The organism is Ruegeria sp. YKSF070 (genome assembly GCF_059612725.1).
Map to the genome: position 1 here is coordinate 1 of NZ_JBXWRD010000001.1, position 21,661 is coordinate 21,661.

The following is a 21,661-nucleotide window of genomic DNA, read 5'->3' on the forward strand; positions in this document are numbered from 1 at the left end:
CCCGAAACAGATGTGATCGCCGCCGAGCCGGAACAGGCCGACGACGCCTATCGCAGCTTCAAGGCGGGCCACATCATTGCCGATGATGCACCCAAGACCATCGCTGACGGGCTCTTGGTGCCGCTCAAGGATCTGACCTGGCATTTCGTGTCAAACCACGTGTCCGAGATCTACACCGCCTCGGAACAGGAAATCGTCGATGCGATGAAGCTGATCTGGAAGCACCTGCGCATCGTGATGGAACCCTCCAGCGCGGTACCTCTGGCGACCATCCTCAAAAACCCCGACGCGTTTCGTGGCAAGCGCGTGGGCGTGATCATCACCGGCGGCAACGTCGATCTGGACAAACTGCCCTGGATGCAGGGCTGAACAGGAGAATTCCCATGAAAGACTCGATTGACCTGGACGCCTACGAGGTCGGTTTCGACATTCCCGCCAAGCCGGGCATGGATGCCGCCGACATCCAGACGCCCGCGCTGGTGCTGGACCTCGACGCGTTGGAGCGCAACATCAGGAAGATGGGCGACTATGCCAAGGCGCACGGCATGCGCCACCGCGCGCATGGCAAGATGCACAAATCCGTCGATGTGTTGAAGCTGCAGATGGAGCTGGGCGGTGCTGTCGGCGTCTGCTGCCAGAAGGTCAGTGAGGCCGAGGTCTTTGCCCGCGCCGGTATCCAGGAGATCCTCGTGTCCAATCAGGTCCGCGATCCGGGCAAGATCGCACGTCTCGTCCAGCTGCCGAAGCTGAGCGGAGGTGAGGTGATCGTCTGTGTCGATGATGTCGCCAACGTGGCGGACCTGTCGGCGGCGGCCGTCAAGGCGGGCACCCGGCTGGGCGTCTTCGTGGAAATTGACTGCGGTGCCGGGCGCTGCGGTGTGACGACAACCCCGGCGGTGGTCGAGATCGCCAAGGCCGTCGTCGCAGCGGACAACCTGACCTATCGCGGCATCCAGGCCTATCAGGGCGCGATGCAGCACATGGACAGTTTCGAGGACCGCAAGGCCAAGATCGATGCGGCCATTGCGCAGGTCCAGGACGCGGTCGACGCGCTGAAGGCCGATGGGGTCGAGACCGACCTGGTGTCGGGCGGTGGCACGGGATCGTATTACTTCGAGAGCAATTCCGGCCTCTACAATGAATTGCAGTGCGGGTCGTATGCCTTCATGGATGCCGACTATGGTCGCATCCTCGATCAGAACGGCCAGCGCATCGACGCGGGCGAGTGGGAAAACGCCTTCTTCATCCTGACCTCGGTCATGAGCCACGCCAAACCCGACAAGGCGATCTGCGACGCGGGCCTCAAGGCGCAATCGGTCGATAGCGGGTTGCCGTTCATCTATGGGCGCGACGACGTGGAATACGTCAAATGCTCGGATGAACACGGCGTGATTTCCGACCCGAAGGGCGTCTTGAAGGTCAATGAGAAGCTCAGGCTCGTGCCCGGTCACTGCGACCCGACCGCCAATGTGCATGACTGGTATGTCGGTGTGCGCAACGGCAAGGTCGAATGCGTCTGGCCGGTCTCGGCCCGCGGCCGCGCTTTTTGATTTCGGACAGGCACAGCCTGTCCGACCGGCTGGAGGGTCGTCCTTTGGGCGCCATTGGTTCAAGCCCAATGGACGACGCCCCTCCCGACCTCCCCGGGATATTTGCAGCAAGAGGAAGAGGCAGGGCCTGGCCCTGATGGGATGCGATGTGGATTGTTCCAGAACGTGAGATAGCCGGGTTGATGACCCGCGCGGCTGCCTTTGATGCCGTTGAACAGGTCTTTGCCGCCATGGCCTCGGGCGATGCCTGCAACTTTCCCGTGGTGCGCGAGGCCCTCGGCCACGAGGACGCGCTTTACGGCTTCAAGGGAGGGTTTGACCGCGCTGGCCAGACACTGGGCCTGAAAGTGGGCGGCTACTGGCCCAACAACCTGGCAAAGCGCGGGTTGATCAATCACCAGTCCACCGTGTTCCTGTTCGATCCCGATACCGGCAAACCCTCGGCCATGGTCGGCGGCAATCTGTTGACGGCCTTGCGCACGGCGGCGGCCTCTTCGGTGTCGATCAAGCATCTCGCCCGCCCGGATGCAAAGGTGATCGGCATGATCGGCGCGGGCCATCAGGCCACGTTCCAGCTGCGCGCCGCCCTGGAACAGCGCGCCTTCGACAAGGTCATCGGCTGGAACTATCATCCTGAGATGCTGCCGAACATAGCCAGGGTTGCCGAAGAGGCCGGCGTGCCGTTCGAGGCTGTCGATCTGCCCGGAATGGATGAGGCGGATGTGATCATTTCGATCACCTCGGCCTTCTCGCCGTCCCTCATGGCGGATCACGTCAGCCCGGGCACCCACATCGCCTGCATGGGAACCGACACCAAGGGCAAGCAGGAGGTCGAGGCCGCGCTTCTGGCCCGCGCTTCGGTGTTCACCGATGAAGTCGCCCAGTCGGTCAGCATCGGCGAGGCACAACACGCGATTGCGGATGGTCTGATCACGCAAGCCGATATCGTCCAGTTGGGCGCCGTGATCAACGGCACCCATCCGGGCCGCACGTCGGACGATCAGATCACCCTCTTCGACGGCACCGGCGTTGGTTTGCAGGACCTCGCTGTTGCCTCCGCCGTCGTCAACCTGGCAGTAGACCGCGGCGTCGCAATCCACGTGGAATTCTAATCCGTAGCCAAACACGCAAATGATCCGTTGCAGGCGTTACCATTGGTGGCGCCTGTTTTCGTTCGAGAGGTGTCGCGGGCACCCGCATGTCTCGTCAGGGTATCACCCAAGACCCCTCCAATCATCGACAGAATCCAGCGCGGGCGGGCAATCTGCACCCAACAGAAACATGCAAATTTGGTGAGCCCCAGTGACCAAGATTGACCAGATCGAGACCCTGATCCTCGACATCCCCACCATTCGTGGTCACGTGCTTTCGATGGCTACGATGCGCGCGCAAACTGCCGTGCTCGTCAGGGTCAAGTTCTCGGATGGCTCCGAAGGGATCGGCGAAGGCACGACGATTGGTGGCTTGAGCTACGGACCGGAAAGCCCTGAAGGCATCCAGTCGGCGATCGAGACTTATATCGCGCCCGCCTTGCTTGGCTGCAACGGCGACGATGTGAATGGTGCGATACAGCTCATCGACAAGCTGGTGAAAGGCAATCGCATCGCCAAGACAGCTGTCGAGATTGCCCTCTGGGACGGGCTTGGCAAGCGCTTGGGCGTGCCGATGTCGCAGCTTTTCGGTGGGGCCGTTCTCGAGCGTCTGCCGGTCGCCTGGACACTGGCCTCCGGCAATTCCGAGACCGACATCGCCGAAGCCCACGAAATGATCGAAACCCGCCGCCACAACATCTTCAAGCTGAAGATCGGCAAGCGGTCTGTCCGCGAGGACGTGGCGCATGTGGCAAGGATCAAGGAAGCTGTGGGCGATACTGCCAGCGTGCGCGTCGATGTGAACACTGCATGGTCCCTGCAAGAGGCCCGCTGGGGTCTGAAGGGCTTGCAAGAGGCGGGTTGCGAACTGGTCGAGCAGCCCGTGCCTGCCCGCTATCGCCGCGCCATGGCGGAACTGGCCAAAGGCTATGAGATCGCCGTGATGGCGGACGAGGCGCTGAACGGTCCCGAGGACGCCTTGGAAGTCGCATCAGTGCGCGCGGCGGATGTCTTCGCTGTCAAGATCGGGCAGTCGGGCGGGCTCAAGCGCGCGTCAGAGGTGATTGCGATCGGGCAGGCGGCAGGACTGGGCCTTTACGGCGGCACGATGCTGGAAACCGGTCTGAGCACCGCTGCGGCCCTGCAGTTGTTCTCCACCATCGAAGATCTGGCCTGGGGCACCGAGTTGTTCGGCCCGCTCCTGCTGACCGAAGACATTCTCGCCGAGCCGATCATCTACCGCGATTTTTGTGTCGAGATCCCCAAAGGCATCGGCATCGGCGCAAAGCTCGACCAGGACAAGATCAATTTCTTCCGCCGCGATGGCGGGCGGACCATGAAAGCCGTCGCCGGAGAATAAGCCCGCGACACGGATATCAAACCCCGCCAAAGCGCGTTCCAAAGCGCCGAGGCAGTCAGGAGGAGGACCACACATGTTCACCCAATCCAATCTCGACAAATTCGAAGCTCGGCTTGACGGCGCCATCCAGGACGACCCGGAAAACGGTGTCTTCCGCTGCCGCAGGGACATCTTCACCGACGAAGAGCTGTTCGAGCTTGAGATCAAGCACATCTTCGAAGGCAACTGGATCTACATGGCGCATGAAAGCCAGATCCCGAACCCCGGCGACTATTTCACCCTGACCATGGGCCGCACGCCCGTCGTCATCACCCGCGACAAGGACGGCGAACTGCACGCGCTGGTTAACGCCTGTTCGCACCGTGGTGCGCAGCTGTGCCGCTTCAAGCGCCGTAACCAGAAGACCTTTACCTGTCCCTTCCACGGCTGGACTTTCTCGAACACCGGCAAGCTCTTGAAGGTCAAGGACCCCAAGGGAGCGGGATACCCGGAGCAGTTCAACAAGGACGGCAGCCACGACCTGACCAAGGTCGCCCGCTTCGAGAACTACCGTGGCTTCCTGTTCGGCTCGCTCAATGCCGATGTGAAGCCGCTGGAGGAGTACCTCGGTGAGGCGCGCAAGATGATCGACATGATCGTCGATCAGGCTGACGAAGGTCTCGAAGTGCTGCGCGGTTCGTCCACCTACACCTATGACGGCAACTGGAAGCTTCAGGCCGAAAACGGCGCGGACGGCTATCACGTGTCCGCCGTGCACTGGAACTATGTCGCCACCACGGCACACCGGACCGATGACGGCAAGGAAGACAACATCAAGGCGACCGACGCGTCCAAATGGGCCAAGCAGCGCGGCGGCTTTCATGCCTACGAGAATGGTCACATCCTGCTCTGGACCGAATGGGCCGACCCGACCAACCGCCCCGGCTATCCGCGTCTGGAAGAATGGACGGAGAAGTACGGCAAGACCAAGGCCGAATGGATGGTGGGTGTGCTGCGCAATCTCTGCCTGTATCCCAACGTCTTCCTGATGGACCAGTTCTCCAGCCAGATCCGCGTCTTCCGCCCCGTTTCGGTCGACAAGACCGAGGTCACCATCTACTGCATCGCGCCGAAGGGCGAGAGCCAGGAAGCGCGCACCCGCCGTATCCGGCAATACGAGGACTTCTTCAACGCCTCCGGCATGGCGACGCCGGACGACACCGAGGAATTCCGGGCCACGCAGCGTGGCTACGCCGGGGCATCGCACGCCAAGTGGAACGACCTGACCCGTGGCGCGACCCAATGGATCGAAGGCCCGGACGAAGACGCCAAGGCCCTGGGCATCAACCCGGTTCTGTCCGGTGCCCGCACCGAAGACGAAGGCCTCTTCGTCATTCAACACAGCAACTGGTCCGAGCGGATGGGTGAAGCCATCGCAAAGGAACGCGAAACCGCGCCTCAGGCGTCGGTCGCAGCCGAGTGAGGAGGAAAGAACATGACAACTGCAACTCTTGAACGCCCTGCAACCGACGCGATGAGCTTCGAAGACATCCAGGCCTTCCTCTTCGCAGAGGCCCGCGCGCTGGACGATCGTGAGTGGGATACCTGGCTGACATTCTATCACAAGGACTGTCCGTTCTGGATGCCGACCTGGGATGACTTCGACACGCTGACGGAAGATCCTCAGAACGAAATGTCCTTGATGTATTACCCCAACAAGCAGGGCATCGAGGACCGCGTGTTCCGGATCAAGACCGACCGGTCGTCGGCGACCTCGCTGCCCGAGCCGCGCACCAACCATTATCTGTCGGGCATCGAAGTGCTCAGCCGGGAGGGCGACGAAATCAAGCTGCGCTTCAACTGGCAAACGCTGAGCTATCGTTACCACGAGACCGATACCCACTGGGGCACGTCGTTCTACACGATCGACACCAGCGGCGTGAGGCCGCTGATCACCGACAAGAAGGTGGTCCAGAAGAACGATCACATTCACCACGTGATCGACGTCTACCACGTCTGATCCCCGGTCTCCGGGAAACTGAAAACCTCCGCGCATCCACGTCAGGGTGCGCGGCCAAGGGAGGAGCATGCCATGACGACCTACAACGTTGCCCTGAATTTCGAAGATGGCGTCACGCGCGTCATCCAGTGCGATGACGATGAGAAGGTGACCGATGCGGCCTTCCGTCAGAAGATCAACCTGCCGATGGACTGCCGGGATGGCGTCTGCGGTACCTGCAAGTGCTTCGTCGAAAAGGGCGAGTACGAGCTGGAATTCTACATGGACGAGTCGATGAGCGACGAGGAAGCAGAACAGGGCTATGCGCTCACCTGCCAGATGACCCCGGAGAGCGACTGTGTCGTACGGGTCCCGGCCTCTTCGGCTGTCTGCAAGACTGCACCAGAAGCAGTCTACGCCGAAGTACAGGGCGTCGACAAGCTCTCCGAGACGTCTTTCGGCCTTCGGGTTAAGCTGGCCAAGCCGATCAACTTCCTGCCGGGCCAGTATGTAAACCTGACAGTCCCCGGTACGGACAAACACCGGTCCTATTCCTTTTCGTCCGCACCGGGTGCGCAGGAAGCCACCTTCCTGATCCGCAACCTGCCCGGCGGTGTCATGAGCACCTATCTTGGCGAACAGGCGAAGCGCGGCGACGCTTTGACGGCAACCGGTCCCATGGGTGCCTTTTACCTGAGGCCAATCGAGCGCACGCAGGTCTGGCTCGCCGGGGGCACCGGACTGGCGCCGTTCCTGTCGATGCTGGAACAGGTGGCTGAGCAGGGAGCAGAGCACCCGATTGCCCTCTACTATGCCGTGACCCGCGCCGCCGATCTCGTGGAACTGGACCGCGTCAACGCGCTTGCTGAAAAGATCGGCAACGTCAGCGTGATTACCATTCTGGCCGCCGTAGAGGACGCGCATGAGCGCAAGGGTTTCGTGACCGATCACCTCAGCGGCGATGACCTGTCGGGCGGGGATTGCGACGTCTACCTGTGCGGCCCGCCGCCTATGGTCGATGCCGTGCGCGCGCATTTCGGGAAACTGGGCGTCGAGCCCGCGAACTTCTACTACGAGAAATTCAACCCCACCGAAGAGAAGGCGGAAGCGGCATGACACGCCGTTTCGACGATAAGGTGATGGTTGTCACCGGGGCGGCACAAGGTATCGGCCGCCGCGTCGCCGAACGGGCGGCCAGCGAGGGGGCACGGGTCCTGATCGTGGACCGCTCGCCCGCCCGCAAAGACGTCGTCGCGGCGATCCGCGAAAATGGGGGCGAGGCCGAGGCGATCTCGGTCAACCTCGAGACGTGGAGTGGTTGCGAAAAGGCGATACAAAAGGCCTGCGACCTCTGGGGTCGTATCGACATCCTGATCAACAATGTCGGCGGAACGATCTGGGCCAAACCCTTTGAGCATTACGAGCCCAAGCAGATTGACGCCGAAGTGCGCCGTTCGCTGTTCCCGACACTCTACTGTTGCCGCGCTGCCATTGAACGGATGCTGCCGCAAGGCTCAGGTACGATTGTCAACGTGTCGTCCATTGCGACGCGGGGCCTGAATCGGGTGCCCTATGCCGCGGCCAAGGGGGGGTGAACGCAATCACCGCAAGCCTGGCCTGGGAAGTGGCGGAACGGGGCATCCGCGTCGTGGCAACAGCCCCGGGCGGAACCGAAGCACCGCCACGGGTCGTGCCGCGCAACCCCAACGCCGAAGAAGAACAACGCGAAGACTGGTACCAGACCATCGTCGACCAGACGATCCAGTCCTCGTTCATGAAACGATACGGAACGCTCGACGAGCAGGCAGGTCCGATCCTGTTCCTGGCGTCGGACGATGCTGCCTACATCACCGGGGTCACCGTCCCGGTCGGTGGCGGCGACTTAGGATAGGCCCTGAGGAGGGGTCATAAACCAACTGGAGGACATCCAAAATAAAACGCGCAATCCTGGCGGCCCTCGGGTTCGCCACCAGCTTCGCTATGCCTGCTGTGGCAGAAGAAGACATCAAAGTGGGGCTTCTGCTCCCTTTCTCGGGCGTCTACGCGTCGCTCGGCAATGAAATCGAGACTGGTTTCAACCTCGGTCTGCAACAGTTCGGTTCCGAGACCGATGTCACTTTCGAGATCGCGCGCGAAGACACCGAGGTGAAGCTGCCTGTCGCGCTTGGCAAGGCCAAGAAACTGATCCTGCAAGACAAGGTCGATGTCATGGTCGGGATCGTCAGTTCCGGTGTTCTGGGCGCGGTGCGCGACATGGTGCATGGCGCAGGTGTGCCGCTGATCGTGGCCAATGCCGGCAATGACGAGGCCACCGGTGCCTTTTGCTCGCCTTTCATCACGCGGATGTCGTTTTCCAACGGCCAGATCAACCGTCCGATGGGCACCTGGATGGCAGAGCAGGGCGTGAAGAAGGTGTTCACGCTTGCGCCTGACTACGCCGCCGGTCGCCAGATGATCGATGCCTTTGCCGAGACCCTCACCGCCGCAGGCGGCGAGATCGTCGGGCAGGAATTCACGCCGTTCCAAAAGACACAGGACTTCGGTCCCTATCTCGCGCAGGCCAAGGCCAGCGGTGCGGATGCAGTCTACGTTTTCTATGCAGGCGGTGAGGCGATTTCCTTCGTCAAGCAATATGACAGCTTTGGTTTGAAAGCCGAACTCCCCCTCTATGGCTCGGGTTTTCTGACCTCACCGCTTTATATGAATGCGCAAGGCGAGGCCGCCAAAGGCGTCATCACAGCGCTGCACTACGCTCCGACCATCGACAGCGAGGCGAACGCTGCTTTCGTGGCCGCCTTTACCGAGGAAACCGGCCGCGCTCCGTCGGAATTTGCCGTCCAGGGCTATGATGCGGCCCGCGCGCTGATTGAGGCGGCCAAGGCCGGTGCAACCGACCGCGCTGCGCTGGCAAATGCCCTGCGCAAGGTCAGCTTCGAGGGGCCGCGCGGTCAGCTGGCGATCGATCCCGCGACCAACAACATCATCCAGCCGATCTATGTTTACGAGACCGTCGCTGGTGAAGGTGGGTTGACGCAGAAAGTCCTCGCACAGCTCCCCGCGGAAGCTGATCCGACCAATGGCTGCGAGATGGCACCCGTCTCCAACTGACCTAACTGTCCCGGCTGCGCGCCTGCGGCCGGGACATACGTCCGAGGAGGACCCTCAATGGCACATGATCTTGGATTCTGGACCCTTCAGGCGCTTAACGCCCTGCAATTGTCCATGCTTCTGTTTCTTCTTTCCATCGGCCTGACGGTCATCTTCGGGCTGATGCACTTCGTGAACCTCGCGCATGGCTCGCTTTACGCCCTTGGCGCGTATTTCGCTGCCTCGCTGGCTGCTGTGGGCGGCTACTGGATGGGGTTCTTTCTGGCGCCCGTGGCGGTGGCCGGGGTGGGGATCCTGCTCTATTCCGGCCTCATCAAGCGGATGCGGAAATCGGGGCCCATGGCACAGGTTCTCGTCACCTTCGGGCTGATCTTTGTCCTGCTCGATCTGACACGTATCTTTTGGGGTGATCTGGCTCTTGCCATCGACGTGCCCGGGCTACTTGGCGGTCGTCTGACCTTCCTTGGCGTCGAGTATCCGACCTACCGACTGTTCATCATCGTTCTGGGTCTCGCCATCTTCGGCGCTCTCGCTTTCGTGCTCAGCCGAACCCAGATCGGCGCGATGATCCGCGCCGGTGTCGACAATGATTCCATGGCGGCCTGTCTGGGCATCAATGTGGAACGGCTGTTCTTCATCGTTTTCTGTGTGGGCTGTGCACTTGCAGGCTTGGCCGGGGCCGTCGCGGCACCGCTTCTCAGTGTGACGCCCGACATGGGGCTGCAGATCCTGATCCCGACGCTGATCGTGATCGTGATCGGTGGTCTCGGCTCGCTCAAGGGCGCCATCGCCGGATCACTGATCTATGGCTTTGTGCAGACTTTCGGTGCGGTTCTGGCCCCAGGGCTGGCCTCTGTTCTCATCTACGCGCTTCTGGCTGCTGTCCTTGTGATCAAGCCAGAGGGCCTCTTTCCCGCGAAAGGATAAGACGATGTTTCGCCACAACACTCTTCGTTACACCGCTCTGGTCCTGCTCGCAGCCGGCGCCCTCTTTCAGGCTTTCACGGCCGAATATTTCGGTTTGGAAGTCCTGACCGAGATCCTGATCCTTGCCATGCTGGTCCTGGCGCTCGATATCGTTGCGGGCTTCGGTGGCATGGTCTCGCTCTGCCACGGCGCACTGATGGGGGTTGGTGCCTATGCCTACGCAATCCTGTCGACCAAGGCAGGGATCGCACCGCCCGTTGCCATGGCGGGTAGCATTGCGCTGACCGGAGCGGCTGCCTGGGTCATCGGCGCCATCGGTTCGCGCAGCCACGGTATCTACTTCATCATGGCGACGCTCGCCTTTGGGCAGATGGCCTATTCCTACGTATTCGAGGCGCCGATCTTTGGCGGCGATGACGGGTTGGGCGGCATATCCCGGCTGGATTTGAGCTTCATCGGCGTTGATCTGAACGACAGCCGCAGCTTTGCACTCTTCTGTCTGGCCATTCTCGGGGCGGTCTACGGTGCGTCTGTGCTGATCCTGCGATCCGGTCTTGGCCGCTCGCTCACCGGCGTCATGCACAATGAGCAGCGGATGCGAGCGCTTGGCCTGACGGTCTGGCGGGTCAAGGCCGATGTGTTCGGTCTGTCCGGCATGATCGCTGGCCTCGCCGGCGCGCTGGCCGCACAACACATCATGTACATCTCGCCGGGTCTGCTCAGCTGGACGGTCTCGGGCGAAGCACTGGTTGTGGTGATCCTTGGTGGTCTTGGAACGCTTGTCGGCCCGCTGATTGGAGCGGCGGCCTTTGTCGTCCTGAAACATGAACTGAGCTCGGTCACGACCTATTGGCACCTTGTTGTCGGTGTCATCCTGATCGCCGTCGTGATGAGCCGCGCCAATGGCATTTTCGGCTGGATCGAGGCCCGCTGGGGCGGCGTTTTCGACCGCCGTCTTGCTGATGCAACCCGCAAACAGGAGCCCGAGGAGGCGTTGACCGATGCTTGAGACACGTAATCTGGACAAAAGCTTTGGTGCCGTTCACGTCACACGCAACGTATCGCTGAAGCTGGAACGGGGCGAGCGCCGGGTGATCCTGGGACCGAACGGGGCGGGCAAGACGACACTCTTCAATCAGCTTGTCGGCGAACTCACCCCAGACAGCGGATCGGTGCATCTCGCCGGCGAAGATGTCACCGCGCTGCCGGTCGCCAAACGCGCCCGTCGTGGGCTTTCGCGGAGCTATCAGAAGAACACGTTGTTCGATGGTTTGACGGTCGAGGAAAATCTTGGGCTTGCGGCAGCGGTTCACACCGGCAATGCAACACAGCTCTGGTCCGACAGCCTGGCAAAACCCGAGGTTCGCGAGATCGTCGAGGAGGTGGCAAGCCAAGTGAACCTGATGCCCTTCATCCACGCGAAAGTGTCCGAGATCAGCTATGGCGTGCGTCGCCAGCTTGAAGTCGGTGTTGCGCTGGCCACGCGGCCGCTTGTTCTGTTGATGGACGAACCGACCAGCGGTGTCGGGCCGGAAATGTCCAAAGGATTCCATGATCTGCTGAACAACCTGCCGCGCGACCTGACCATGCTGATCATCGAGCACGACATGGACCTTGCCTTTGACGTGGCCGACACGATCACGGTGCTGAACTACGGCGAAGTGGTCTTTGACGGGCTGCCGGAAGAAGCGCGTGGGTCGAGCCTGCTCAAGGAAATCTATCTGGGGAGCTGGGAAGATGCTTGAACTGAAAGCCATCGAATCCGGGTACGGGGAAACGCAGGTCCTCTACGGTCTGTCGCTTCAGGCACAGACGGGCCGGGTCTTGGCCATCCTCGGACGCAACGGTGCCGGCAAGTCCACGACACTGAAGACGATCATGGGACTTTTGCCGCTCAAGTCCGGCGAAATCCTGTGGGGCGGCAAGCCGATCGCGGGGCAGCCCTTCGACATCGCCCAAAGCGGTATCGCCTATGTGCCAGAGACACGCGATATCTTTCCGTCGCTCAGCGTGCGCGAGAACCTTGAGATTGCGGCCAAGCGGTTTGGTGGGTCGAACCCTGAATGGACAATCGAGCGGGTACTGGACCTGTTTCCGCGACTGGGAGAGCGCATGGACAACGGTGGCACGCAGCTTTCGGGTGGCGAACAGCAGATGCTGGCCATCGCGCGGGGCCTGCTGATGAACCCAAAGCTGCTGATCCTTGATGAACCGACCGAGGGCCTGGCTCCAATCATCGTCAAGCTGATCCATGACAAGCTGCAAGAGCTGAAAGCGGCGGGCCTGTCGATGATCATCGTCGAGCAGAATTTCGGTTTTGCCACGTCGCTTGCCGATGATGTGGTCGTCGTCAGCAAGGGGCAGATCTTCTGGACCGGAGATGCAGAGGCGATCAAGGCTGACGAAGACGCTCAGCACACCTGGCTGGGCGTTTGAAATCTGCGTGCAGGGCCGACGCGCCCTGCACGCTCATCCCTTTTTGAGAGGGCTTTTTCGCGCCACTTTCTGTGCGATGTTGACGAAATTCTTGACGTGCACGCCCTGTTCATCAAGGCGGTAATTGACCGACAGTTCGGTCCGCGCGATCTCGGGTTCGATATCGAGAAACTTCATACCCTTGCGCGGCGCATTCGCGACGGATTCCGGGACGATGCACACCCCTTCACCGACCGCGACAAGGCTGAGTGCGGTTTGCAGATCCATGCACCAGATGCGCAGGGGCGCCTCAAACCCCGCATCCTCGACCGCCTTGAGAACCATGTCCGCATAGCTGGGCCTGGGCCGTTCTGGGTAAAGGATCAGGTGATGGGTCATAAGCCGTTCCAACTTGGCCACTGTCCGAGTTCCCGTATCGACGATATCGGGCAGGGCGAGGATCAGCTTTTCTTCGACCAGGTGCTTTGACAGGAACTCAGGGTCTTTCAGGGTTGGCCGGGCAAATACGACGTCGAGTTCCCGTGACACCAGGGACCGGTGCAGTTCAGCGTTGTTCATCGGGATCAGGCTCAGGTTCACGTCCGGGTAATTTGCCCGGTACGATCTGATGATGTTTGGCAGAATTCCGAATGTGGCAGAGCCGACGAAGCCGATCCTGAGCCGTCCTTCGGCCCCTTGTCCCAGCCGACGCACCTCCAGTTGCGTGTCTTCAAGGTCTGCGAGGATTGTTTTGCCACGCTTCAGCAATCGCTCCCCTGCCTGTGTCAGGGTGATCGCGCTCCGGCCCCTGTTGAACAGGATCGCGCCGAGGTCTTCCTCAAGTTGCTTGATCTGACGGCTGAGCGGGGGTTGCGCCATATCGAGACGTTCCGCGGCGCGCCCGAAATGCAGCTCTTCTGCGACGGCGATGAAATAGGTCAGTTGTTTGAAGTTCATTTTGGCCGTCCTCCCAAGAACTTACGATATGCTATACCTCATAACGAAAAATGGCCCCCGTCTTGCGGGGGCCAGTTTTCAGGGAGGCATCGGGGATTACTCGGCGGCGATTGCCTTTTCGTCGGCGGCCGTCTTGAGCACGAAATCGAACTCGAAATGCAGGTCGGTGCCCAGATCGGCAGCTGCCGGTTTGAACTTGCCGATCAGGCTTTCCTTGACCGCGAACACGCTGTCCTCTTCCAGCCATGCGCTGTCGGCGTCGTAGATCTGGCTGATCAACGGACGGTAGCCGTCCTTCGAGATGATAAAGTGCATATGGCCAGGGCGGTTCGGGTGGTGGCCCATGAAGCGCAGCAGCTCTCCGGCGGTTTCATCGTCCGGGATCGGGTAGGGGACGGGGCGCACGGCGACAAAGGCGTAATGGCCGTTCTCGTCGGTCTCGAAGCGGCCGCGCAGGTTGTATTCGGGCTGATCGGGGTCGAGATTCTCGTAGACGCCATTCGGCGCGTCTTCCCAGACGTCGAGGATCACACCGGCGATGCCATTGCCATTTTCATCCTTGATGTAGCCTTCGAAATAGGCGGTCTCTTCGTTGTCATAGTGCTTCTGGATGGTCGAACCGCCCTTGGGCAGGACCGGCGGGTTTTCGCGGTAAAACGGGCCCAGCACGGTGGACTCGCTTTCGTTGCCTTCGATGGGGTTGGTCATCATGTCGACCAGAACCTCGACGCCAAGGATGTCGCCCAGAAGGATGAATTCCTGACGGTTGTCGTTGCAGAGCTTGCCGGCGCGAGCGAGGTAGTCGCAGACGAACAGGAATTCGTCATGCTGCAGTTTCACGTCCTTGATGAATGCGTGCAGGTGCTTGACCAGGCCGGTTGCAAGCACGCGCTGACGGTCGGTGATGTCGCCATGTTTGCCGAGGCTCGCGATCACGACGTCGGTTATGTTCTCTTGGTTGACGATGCCCATGGGTAGTTCCTCCTCCTGGCAATCTGTATATCCGATTACGAGTTGCATGACTGCCTCTCGTTGCAACACAGACTTTGCCGAATCCCCACGCTTACCCAATGCCTGCGGCGGTATCGGGTGATACCGACGGCGACCCGACCCTTGCGAACATGGCGTTTCTCGAAAGGTCGCAAGGCAGAGTATTGACCCATACCCTCGCTGGCATGGCCCATAGGCCCGCGATCGTGGCAGCTATCCCCCAGCTTATGAACGCATGGGAGGCCAAGGTGATCGATACCTTCAAGCAAATACAAACGCGCCTTGAGGCAACGCCGCATTTGCTGCGCCTCGGTCGGCTGTTTTCCGAAACCGTGCTTATCGAGGTGGGAGGCGATGAATTCTACCTGTCCTTCGAGAAGGGGCACATCGTATCGGTCGTCGAAGGCCCAAGCCGCAAGACGCCCTGGCGTTTTGCTTTGCGGACTGATGCCGAAGCGCTGAACAAGTTCTGGGAAACGCGGCCCGAGCCGGGCTTTCACGACATCTTCGGACTGGTCAAGATCGGTCGCGGTCGGATCGACGGCGACATTCTGAGCCTCGTCAAGAACCTGCGCTTCTTCAAGGAAGTGCTGACTCTCGCCCGCGCAAAAGAGGAGATGGCAGCATGAGCATCGAGCCCATCACCGGTCGCTATGTCACCGTCACCATCGAAGGGGCACCGCGTCGGATCTACTTCGAGGAAGCAGGGCAGGGGCGTCCGGTCATCTGCCTGCACACCGCAGGCGCCGATACCCGCCAGTGGCGTCATCTGATGAACGACGCCGAGATCACCGCATCGAACCGCCTGATCGCCTTCGACATGCCGTGGCACGGCAAGTCGCTGCCGCCTGAAGGGTTCGAGACCCAGGAATACTTGCTGACGACCGAAGCCTACATCGAAACGGTTCTGGCCGTCATTGACGGGCTGGACCTTGACCGGCCTGTCCTTGCTGGCTGCTCGATGGGCGGGCGGATTGCCCTGCAAATCGCGGCGCTTCACCCGGAAAAATTCAGCGGCTTCATCGCGATCGAGGCCTCGGACTTCCAGCCTGCGTGGTACGATATCGACTGGTTCCACCGTCCCGACGCCCATGGCGGCGAAATGGGCGCGGCGCTCGTGTCAGCCAATATCTCGCCCTTTGCGCCCAACTCCGAACGCTGGAACACGCTTTGGATGTTCATGCAAAGCGGTCCTGGCGTTTTCCGCGGCGATCTGAGCTTCTACACCCGCGACGACAGCCTGATCCCGCGCTTGCCGACTATCGATACGCGGGCAGCGCCGGTGCACATCATCGTCGGTGCATATGACCTGACGTGTACGCCCGAAGACGCCGAGCGCACGGCCAAGGCCATCCCGGGCGCCACGCTGGCGATCATGGACGAGCTCGGTCACTTCCCGATGAGCGAACACCCCGAAGGGTTCCGTCCATTCTTTGTCGACGCACTGGAAAAGATGCCAAGCCCGACAGCGAAAGCTGCCTGACAGATCAACCCCTGCGCAGGAGGAGGAGCCATGTGCAAGAACGCGAAAAACCCATGCCCTGGATGCAAGAAACATGAAAAAGCCGAAGCGGCCTGGATGTTCTTCACCGATGACGAGCGCAAGGCCATCGAGGCATCGCGCAAGCGTCCGGCACTGTTCGACCTTTCCTTTCTGAAACCTGAACCCGGACATGCTGGCCTCCGTCCGGTCGCGTCCAACGGATAAGTAAACTCATGACCAATCCCTGTATTATCTGCGTGGCGATCACGGGCAGTCTGCCCACAAAAGCCAACAACCCCGCCGTTCCGATCACAGTTGCCGAACAGGTGGAGTCCACGCACGAGGCCTTTGAGGCCGGGGCCACCATCGTGCACGCCCATGTGCGCAACGATGATGAAACCCCGTCTTCCGATCCGGAGAAATTCGCCGCGCTGAAAGAGGGGATCGAGAAACACTGCCCCGGCATGATTATCCAGTTCTCGACCGGAGGGCGGTCAGGCGCGGGGCAGACACGCGGTGGGATGTTGCCCCTTTCGCCCGACATGGCCTCTCTATCCGTCGGATCGAACAACTTTCCGACGCGCGTGTACGAAAACCCGCCTGATCTGGTGGATTGGCTGTCCAGCGAAATGCTGACCTACGATGTAAAACCGGAAATCGAAGCATTCGACCTGAGCCATATCCTGAAAGCCAAGGACATGGCGGACAAGGGTCAGCTTGCCGGTACGCCTTACATCCAGTTCGTGATGGGTGTGAAAAACGCGATGCCGGTCGATCGGGATGTGTTCGACTATTACATCCACACCGTGCGCCGCCTGTTCGGTGACGACGCGCCATGGTGCGCCGCGGGCATTGGTACCAATCAGCTCAAGCTGAACGAATGGGCCATCTCTGCGGGCGGTCACGCGCGCACAGGGTTGGAAGACAACGTGCGACTGGATCGCGACACGCTCGCTCGCAGCAACGCAGCGCTGGTGCGCCGGGCCGTCGAGATCTGTGACAGGAACGAGCGGCCGGTGGCGACGTGGCAAGAGGCGCGCCGCATTCTTGGATTGCGGCTTCCTGAGAATGCCTCGAAAGGACGCGCAGCATGAACAAGGTATAAAAGACAAACAGACAATCACGGAGCTTGCGCGAACCAGCTACTTCGACAGCGCGACGAGCTTCGGGATGATCCGCGGCGGCAAGATCGCTGCGGCAGTCCTGGGCGCGATGGAAGTGTCTGAAAAGGGGGATCTTGCCAACTGGATGATCCCCGGCAAGCTGGTCAAGGGTATGGGCGGTGCGATGGATCTTGTCGCGGGTGTCGGTCGCGTGGTTGTCGTCATGGACCACACCAACAAGCATGGCGAAAGCAAGGTTCTGAAGGAATGCACGCTGCCGCTGACCGGCAAGGGCGTTGTCGACCGCATCATCACCAACCTGGGCGTGCTGGACGTGACCGAAAAGGGTCTGCACATCGTCGAGTGTGCCGATGGTGCCACCCGCGACGATATCATCAAGGCGACAGAGGCAACGATTGTCTGACACGGCAGGACATCAAGGGCTGCGCCTGCGTGACATCTCCGGCTCCGCGATCGGGGCCGGTTTCCTGGCTGTCCTTGTATCCTACGCAGGTCCTCTTCTGATCTATCTGAGCGCTGCGGAAGCGATGGGGGTCTCGAAGGAAGGTTTTTCGTCCTGGGTGTTCGCAATTTCCGTGGCAGCTGGCCTGTCGAGCATCGGGCTGAGCCTTAGGTTTCGTGTTCCGGTCGCGATGGCATGGTCGGCCCCTGGCACGGTTCTCCTGATTTCTCTCGGGACATCCTTGTCACCCGCCGAGATGGTCGGCGCCTACATCGCCGTGGCGGCGGTTCTGGTCCTCATCGGCGTTTCCGGCATTTTCGAACGGCTTGTACAACTCCTGCCGCCTTCGGTGACCAATGGGATGATGGCTGGCATCCTTTTCGGGTTCGGCCTGAAGGCCGCTGGAGGATTGGCAACTGATCCCGCTGCAATTGCGCTGCTTATCGTCATCTTCGCCATCTGCACGATGGTCATTCCCCGTTATTCCGTGCTGGTCCTGCTGGCCTCGGCATTGTTGATCAGCGCCGTCTTTTACGATGCATCGGTTGGAACCGTGGGCGTGGTTTTCGCGTCTCTTGAAGTCAGCGGACCGGCCTTTTCAACGGGGGCCATGCTGAGCCTGGCCTTGCCTTTGCTCATCACAACATTGAGTGGCCAGTACCTTCCGGGCATGGCGATCCTGAGGGCCAATGGCTTTCGGGTTTCGGCAAATCCGATCCTGATTGTTGGCGGCCTTGTCTCTGTCCTGGCCGCGTTGTTGGGCGGTATCACAACTGCTCTGGCCTCGATTACGGCAGCCTTCTGTGCGGGATCAGATAGCCATGAAGACCCCGGTCGCCGTTACGTCGCCGGCATCGCCTGTGGCGCCTTCTTCTGTCTTGGCGGCATTTTTGCCGGAACTATCGTCGAAGTCCTGGTGCTATTGCCGACTGCCCTTATTGCCCTTCTGGCTGGTCTCGCGCTTTTGCAGCCAATCCTGAAATTCACCAGTGCGATGCTGGCATCTGACGATGCTCAGGCCGGGCTGCTCACGTTCCTGTTCACGGCATCAGGAGTATCCCTGTTCGGGATCGGTTCGGCGTTCTGGGGTGTGGTCATTGGGATCGCCGTCCACTTTCTGAGCAGGTCTGCGGCGTTGTTTTCGGGCGGCACAAACACCTGAGAATTCTCAAATTCAACATATGAAGGCTGGTGATGGAGAGGCGAACGGACGTCCTGCCAAACCGCCTGGACAAGGAAAAACCCTGACGACCGATCTGAAAACAGAAGCGCTGAATTATCACTCGCGGGGGCCTGCCGGAAAGATGCAGACCCTGCCGACAAAGCCCATGACCACCCAGCACGACCTTGCACTGGCTTACAGTCCCGGTGTTGCGTTTCCGTGTGAAGAGATCGCTGCGGACCCGAGCGCTGCGGCTTTGTACACCGGACGTTCGCATACCGTCGCGGTGATCACGAACGGCACTGCGGTCCTGGGTCTCGGCAATATCGGCGCGCTGGCGTCGAAGCCGGTGATGGAAGGCAAGGCAGCGCTTTTCAAGAAGTTCTCAGGTCTCGACTGAGTTGACCTTGAGGTCGATGAAACGGACCCGACCCAGTTCATCGAAGTCGTCGCGCGTTTGGAGCCAAGTTTTGGCGGCATCAATCTCGAAGATATCAAGGCCCCGGAATGCTTTGTCATTGAGAAGGCCCTCAAGGAACGTATGGGCATTCCTGTATTCCATGATGATCAGCACGGCACGGCCATCGTTGCCGCAGCAGGGATCCTGAACGCCCTGATCCTTGTTGGAAAGAAGATCGAAGACGTGCGGATCGTGGCCAATGGGGCAGGTGCCGCATCGCTTGCCTGCCTTGACCTGTTGGTCAGCTTCGGGGCGTCGAAGGACAATATCATCGTTTGCGACAGCAAAGGGCCAATCCACACAGGGCGCGACAATCTCGATCAGTACAAGCGCGCCTATGCGCATTCGCCATTGACGGGTTCTGCCAACCTTCTTGTGATGGCCAATGCGGATGCGGCGCATATCGCATTGAACCTTCTGCGTGAAATGGGCGAAGGGGTGCCTGTCGGACCGATTCTGATCGTTGCCGCACGGCCTGTGCACATTGCCTCGCAATCCGTCAGCGTGCGCGGGCTTTTGAACCTGACCGCCTTGGCTGCCGTCGATGCAGCGGGATCGAAGACATAACCCGAGGCTGTGCCCGGAATTGCCAAAAGATCTATGCCGAGGCAGCGCCTCGGCTTGCCTATGGGTGATCTTGTGGCGTGAGTATCCCGTTGAAGAAGACAGACAGCTCGTGGAATGCATCCAATGTCAGGACATGCGCGACATACTGATCGGGGCGCACGATGATCAGACAGCCGCTTGCTCGGTCGATCCCGCGCATGTCGTAGATGTCGTCGCCCAATTTGTGATCGACACAGAAGACTTTCTCGAAATCGCGCAACCTGTAGCGCCCCTTCGCAGGTCGCAGCAGAGACGGCATGTTTTCATGCTTCAGGGATTTGAAGTCTTGTTGGAACACTGCGCGCAGGTCGAACAGGGCGTCGATGTCTTCATCCTTGCGCGTGAACCGCTGAACGGGCGAGGCGGGGTCGTTTTCCAGCCAGCTGCAAAGCCATTCGATGGCGCCGCCCTTGGCACCCACGTCATCCTGACCGGCAAAGGCGTAAAGGCGCCATCGTCCATCCGCCTCGGCCACGTGACCGAGCTGCAAGGGCTTGGCGTCTGACAGCCGCAGCACCGGGGCGGAGTGGAAGCGTTTTCCGAGGATCTGGCCGGTAGCAAGGCACTGCTGTGTCGTATCCGCGATGATGCGTGACGGATCGTATCGGACGGCAAGGCCACCGGTGAATTCGAGGTTCTCGATGAACTGCTTCTGAAAGCGCGGCATGTCGGTGCCGTCCAGCTCGGATTCGCTCGGTGGTGCGCTCATAATGCGGGCCCATTTGTGATCGGTTTCGACCAGACGCCTGGCCTCTTCCAGCCGTTCGGCGGAATAGCTGTGCAGCAGGCTCGCATCCGCGCGGCCTGTAAGGACATGGGCCAGTTTCCAGCCGAGGTTGAAGGTATCGCCCATGGAGACATTCATACCCTGACCTGCTTTGGGGCTGTGGGTGTGGCAGGCGTCGCCAGCGGTGAAAACCCTTGGATTGCGCGTGGCTGTCTCGCCTTCGGGCACGTCGTCGAACTTGTCGGTCAGGCGGTGGCCGATTTCGTAGATCGACCACCAGACCACCTCTTTCACATCGATCGTATAAGGTCGCATGATCCGGTTCGCCGCGGCGATGATGTGTTCGGACGTCAGGTTCCGGTTTGCGACGCGTTCGTCGGGGTTGAGTTTGTCCAGTTCGACATACATCCGAAACAGGTAGCCGCCTTCGCGCGGGATGATCAGGACGTTACCTTCCTTGGTGGATTGGATCAGGCATTTGCGGCGCAGGTCCGGAAAATCGGAATTCGCGAGAATATCCATCACGCCCCACGCCTGATGCGCCGCGTCGCCATGCAGTTTGCCGCCAATCGCCTTGCGCACAGTGCTGCGGGCCCCGTCGCACCCAACGACATAATTCGCGCGCACGGTCATCGTGTCACCCGGACCGCCATCTGCCTGAACGCGTTCCAGCGTGACGGTGACGGGGTAATCCTCTGTGCCTGTGTCGATTGCGAGATCCACGACCCGCACCCCGTAGTGCGGCTCCAGCCGGGTCGGGGACTTCTTCATTACATCAAGAAACAGCTGGTGAATGCGCGCCTGGTTGACGATGGTGTGCGGCATCTCTGACTGGTCATCTGCCACATCCTGCGCGATCCCAACACGCGTGATGTGATCGGTGTTCAAGGGATCGGGTTTCCAGAACGTGGTCTGGTTCACCCAGTAGGCCTCGCGCTTCACTTTGTCGGCAAAGCCGAAGGCCTGGAACATTTCCATCGACCGCACATTCACGCCGTCCGCCTGTCCCTTTTCCATCGGGCCTTGCTTGGGCTCGACAATCATCGTCGTGATCTCGGGAAAACCTGCCAGCTGCGCCGCAAGGCAAAGCCCGGCGGGCCCGCAGCCGGCAATCAGGACGTCAACGGTTGCAGGCATAGCACCACCATGTGGTTGCTCTCGACCTGGGGCAGGGGCCTTGAGATCCGGATCGCCGGGCCGGAACCCGTCCACATAGTACTGCATTGTTTTCTCCAGGATTCGTGCTGCGTCTAGATTTAGTATTAGTACTTACTATATCGC

At 60.5% G+C, this 21,661-nt stretch carries 20 protein-coding genes and 3 pseudogenes; 20 read left to right on the forward strand and 3 right to left on the reverse strand.

What is annotated here, in order from left to right; all coding sequences use genetic code 11:
• The 13 genes and pseudogenes from AC2FL1_RS00005 to AC2FL1_RS00065 all read left to right on the forward strand — a co-directional run.
• A partial coding sequence (locus tag AC2FL1_RS00005) for a pyridoxal-phosphate dependent enzyme (RefSeq protein ID WP_496875578.1) occupies window positions 1-369 on the forward strand: 369 nt, incomplete at its 5' end.
• A 14-nt stretch (window positions 370-383) separates the two neighbouring features.
• On the forward strand, window positions 384-1,550 hold the full coding sequence (bhcC, locus tag AC2FL1_RS00010; RefSeq protein WP_496875579.1) for a 3-hydroxy-D-aspartate aldolase BhcC: 1,167 nt from the start codon (window positions 384-386) through the stop codon (window positions 1,548-1,550).
• Window positions 1,551-1,696: 146 nt separating this feature from the next.
• Window positions 1,697-2,662 (forward strand): iminosuccinate reductase BhcD, encoded by a 966-nt coding sequence (bhcD, locus tag AC2FL1_RS00015; protein WP_496875580.1) that lies wholly within the window; start codon window positions 1,697-1,699, stop codon window positions 2,660-2,662.
• Window positions 2,663-2,852: 190 nt separating this feature from the next.
• On the forward strand, window positions 2,853-4,001 hold the full coding sequence (locus AC2FL1_RS00020; RefSeq protein ID WP_496875581.1) for a muconate cycloisomerase family protein: 1,149 nt from the start codon (window positions 2,853-2,855) through the stop codon (window positions 3,999-4,001).
• Between the two features lie 73 nt (window positions 4,002-4,074).
• Window positions 4,075-5,463 (forward strand): benzoate 1,2-dioxygenase large subunit, encoded by a 1,389-nt coding sequence (gene benA, locus AC2FL1_RS00025; RefSeq protein ID WP_496875582.1) that lies wholly within the window; start codon window positions 4,075-4,077, stop codon window positions 5,461-5,463.
• A 12-nt stretch (window positions 5,464-5,475) separates the two neighbouring features.
• On the forward strand, window positions 5,476-6,000 hold the full coding sequence (gene benB, locus AC2FL1_RS00030) for a benzoate 1,2-dioxygenase small subunit (RefSeq protein WP_496875583.1): 525 nt from the start codon (window positions 5,476-5,478) through the stop codon (window positions 5,998-6,000).
• A gap of 72 nt (window positions 6,001-6,072) precedes the next feature.
• The gene (gene benC, locus AC2FL1_RS00035; protein ID WP_496875584.1) at window positions 6,073-7,095 is read left to right on the forward strand and encodes a benzoate 1,2-dioxygenase electron transfer component BenC; all 1,023 of its coding nucleotides are present in this window, start codon (window positions 6,073-6,075) and stop codon (window positions 7,093-7,095) included.
• A 23-nt stretch (window positions 7,096-7,118) separates the two neighbouring features.
• Window positions 7,119-7,870: pseudogene (gene benD / locus AC2FL1_RS00040) on the forward strand (benzoate diol dehydrogenase BenD).
• Window positions 7,871-7,989: 119 nt separating this feature from the next.
• Entirely contained in the window at window positions 7,990-9,087 is a 1,098-nt protein-coding gene (locus AC2FL1_RS00045) for an ABC transporter substrate-binding protein (protein ID WP_496875585.1), read from the forward strand.
• 57 nt (window positions 9,088-9,144) lie between these two features.
• Complete coding sequence (locus tag AC2FL1_RS00050; RefSeq protein ID WP_496875586.1) at window positions 9,145-10,014, forward strand: branched-chain amino acid ABC transporter permease; 870 nt, start codon at window positions 9,145-9,147, stop codon at window positions 10,012-10,014.
• A 4-nt stretch (window positions 10,015-10,018) separates the two neighbouring features.
• Window positions 10,019-11,023, forward strand: a complete 1,005-nt coding sequence (locus AC2FL1_RS00055; RefSeq protein WP_496875587.1) for a branched-chain amino acid ABC transporter permease — start codon at window positions 10,019-10,021, stop codon at window positions 11,021-11,023.
• Window positions 11,016-11,759, forward strand: coding sequence for an ABC transporter ATP-binding protein (locus AC2FL1_RS00060; RefSeq protein WP_496875588.1), 744 nt, complete (start codon window positions 11,016-11,018; stop codon window positions 11,757-11,759). Before AC2FL1_RS00055 ends, AC2FL1_RS00060 begins: the two co-directional genes overlap by 8 nt.
• Window positions 11,752-12,450 carry an ABC transporter ATP-binding protein gene (locus AC2FL1_RS00065; RefSeq protein ID WP_496875589.1) on the forward strand — a complete coding sequence of 233 codons (699 nt, stop codon included), beginning with the start codon at window positions 11,752-11,754 and terminating at the stop codon, window positions 12,448-12,450. The genes AC2FL1_RS00060 and AC2FL1_RS00065 overlap by 8 nt, the downstream gene beginning before the upstream one ends.
• Window positions 12,451-12,483: 33 nt before the next feature.
• On the opposite strand, the gene AC2FL1_RS00070 is transcribed toward AC2FL1_RS00065, so the two are convergent.
• Both AC2FL1_RS00070 and AC2FL1_RS00075 read right to left on the reverse strand, forming a co-directional pair.
• Window positions 12,484-13,386, reverse strand: a complete 903-nt coding sequence (locus AC2FL1_RS00070; protein ID WP_496875590.1) for a LysR family transcriptional regulator — start codon at window positions 13,384-13,386, stop codon at window positions 12,484-12,486.
• Window positions 13,387-13,482: 96 nt separating this feature from the next.
• The gene (locus AC2FL1_RS00075) at window positions 13,483-14,358 is read right to left on the reverse strand and encodes a dioxygenase family protein (RefSeq protein ID WP_496875591.1); all 876 of its coding nucleotides are present in this window, start codon (window positions 14,356-14,358) and stop codon (window positions 13,483-13,485) included.
• Window positions 14,359-14,603: 245 nt separating this feature from the next.
• Here AC2FL1_RS00075 and AC2FL1_RS00080 point away from each other — a divergent pair, with 245 nt between their 5' ends.
• From AC2FL1_RS00080 to AC2FL1_RS00110, 7 genes and pseudogenes are all read left to right on the forward strand, one after another.
• Window positions 14,604-15,005 carry a hypothetical protein gene (locus AC2FL1_RS00080; protein WP_496875710.1) on the forward strand — a complete coding sequence of 134 codons (402 nt, stop codon included), beginning with the start codon at window positions 14,604-14,606 and terminating at the stop codon, window positions 15,003-15,005.
• Window positions 15,002-15,859: an alpha/beta fold hydrolase gene (locus tag AC2FL1_RS00085; protein ID WP_496875592.1), complete on the forward strand. Its 858-nt coding sequence runs from the start codon at window positions 15,002-15,004 to the stop codon at window positions 15,857-15,859. Before AC2FL1_RS00080 ends, AC2FL1_RS00085 begins: the two co-directional genes overlap by 4 nt.
• 30 nt (window positions 15,860-15,889) lie before the next feature.
• Window positions 15,890-16,084, forward strand: a complete 195-nt coding sequence (locus tag AC2FL1_RS00090) for a hypothetical protein (protein WP_496875593.1) — start codon at window positions 15,890-15,892, stop codon at window positions 16,082-16,084.
• 8 nt (window positions 16,085-16,092) lie between these two features.
• Complete coding sequence (locus AC2FL1_RS00095) at window positions 16,093-16,953, forward strand: 3-oxoadipate:acetyl-CoA acetyltransferase (protein ID WP_496875594.1); 861 nt, start codon at window positions 16,093-16,095, stop codon at window positions 16,951-16,953.
• 16 nt (window positions 16,954-16,969) lie between these two features.
• Window positions 16,970-17,386: pseudogene (locus AC2FL1_RS00100) on the forward strand (CoA-transferase); the annotation flags it as partial.
• On the forward strand, window positions 17,379-18,587 hold the full coding sequence (locus AC2FL1_RS00105) for a benzoate/H(+) symporter BenE family transporter (RefSeq protein WP_496875595.1): 1,209 nt from the start codon (window positions 17,379-17,381) through the stop codon (window positions 18,585-18,587). The pseudogene AC2FL1_RS00100 and the gene AC2FL1_RS00105, both read left to right, overlap by 8 nt.
• A 142-nt stretch (window positions 18,588-18,729) precedes the next feature.
• Window positions 18,730-19,614: pseudogene (locus AC2FL1_RS00110) on the forward strand (phosphate acyltransferase).
• Window positions 19,615-19,672: 58 nt separating this feature from the next.
• Here AC2FL1_RS00110 and AC2FL1_RS00115 read toward each other — a convergent pair.
• On the reverse strand, window positions 19,673-21,604 hold the full coding sequence (locus AC2FL1_RS00115) for an FAD-binding monooxygenase (protein ID WP_496875596.1): 1,932 nt from the start codon (window positions 21,602-21,604) through the stop codon (window positions 19,673-19,675).
• Window positions 21,605-21,661: the final 57 nt, after the last annotated feature.

Excerpts from the sequence above, each read along its gene's own strand:
- bhcC (WP_496875579.1), top strand. The coding sequence starts at position 384 with ATGAAAGACTCGATTGACCTGGACGCCTACGAGGTCGGTTTCGACATT.
- bhcD (WP_496875580.1), top strand. The coding sequence starts at position 1,697 with ATGTGGATTGTTCCAGAACGTGAGATAGCCGGGTTGATGACCCGCGCG.
- benA (WP_496875582.1), top strand. The coding sequence starts at position 4,075 with ATGTTCACCCAATCCAATCTCGACAAATTCGAAGCTCGGCTTGACGGC.
- benB (WP_496875583.1), top strand. The coding sequence starts at position 5,476 with ATGACAACTGCAACTCTTGAACGCCCTGCAACCGACGCGATGAGCTTC.
- benC (WP_496875584.1), top strand. The coding sequence starts at position 6,073 with ATGACGACCTACAACGTTGCCCTGAATTTCGAAGATGGCGTCACGCGC.
- AC2FL1_RS00050 (WP_496875586.1), top strand. The coding sequence starts at position 9,145 with ATGGCACATGATCTTGGATTCTGGACCCTTCAGGCGCTTAACGCCCTG.
- AC2FL1_RS00055 (WP_496875587.1), top strand. The coding sequence starts at position 10,019 with ATGTTTCGCCACAACACTCTTCGTTACACCGCTCTGGTCCTGCTCGCA.
- AC2FL1_RS00060 (WP_496875588.1), top strand. The coding sequence starts at position 11,016 with ATGCTTGAGACACGTAATCTGGACAAAAGCTTTGGTGCCGTTCACGTC.
- AC2FL1_RS00065 (WP_496875589.1), top strand. The coding sequence starts at position 11,752 with ATGCTTGAACTGAAAGCCATCGAATCCGGGTACGGGGAAACGCAGGTC.
- AC2FL1_RS00070 (WP_496875590.1), bottom strand. The coding sequence starts at position 13,386 with ATGAACTTCAAACAACTGACCTATTTCATCGCCGTCGCAGAAGAGCTG.
- AC2FL1_RS00075 (WP_496875591.1), bottom strand. The coding sequence starts at position 14,358 with ATGGGCATCGTCAACCAAGAGAACATAACCGACGTCGTGATCGCGAGC.
- AC2FL1_RS00080 (WP_496875710.1), top strand. The coding sequence starts at position 14,604 with ATGAACGCATGGGAGGCCAAGGTGATCGATACCTTCAAGCAAATACAA.
- AC2FL1_RS00085 (WP_496875592.1), top strand. The coding sequence starts at position 15,002 with ATGAGCATCGAGCCCATCACCGGTCGCTATGTCACCGTCACCATCGAA.
- AC2FL1_RS00090 (WP_496875593.1), top strand. The coding sequence starts at position 15,890 with ATGTGCAAGAACGCGAAAAACCCATGCCCTGGATGCAAGAAACATGAA.
- AC2FL1_RS00095 (WP_496875594.1), top strand. The coding sequence starts at position 16,093 with ATGACCAATCCCTGTATTATCTGCGTGGCGATCACGGGCAGTCTGCCC.
- AC2FL1_RS00115 (WP_496875596.1), bottom strand. The coding sequence starts at position 21,604 with ATGCAGTACTATGTGGACGGGTTCCGGCCCGGCGATCCGGATCTCAAG.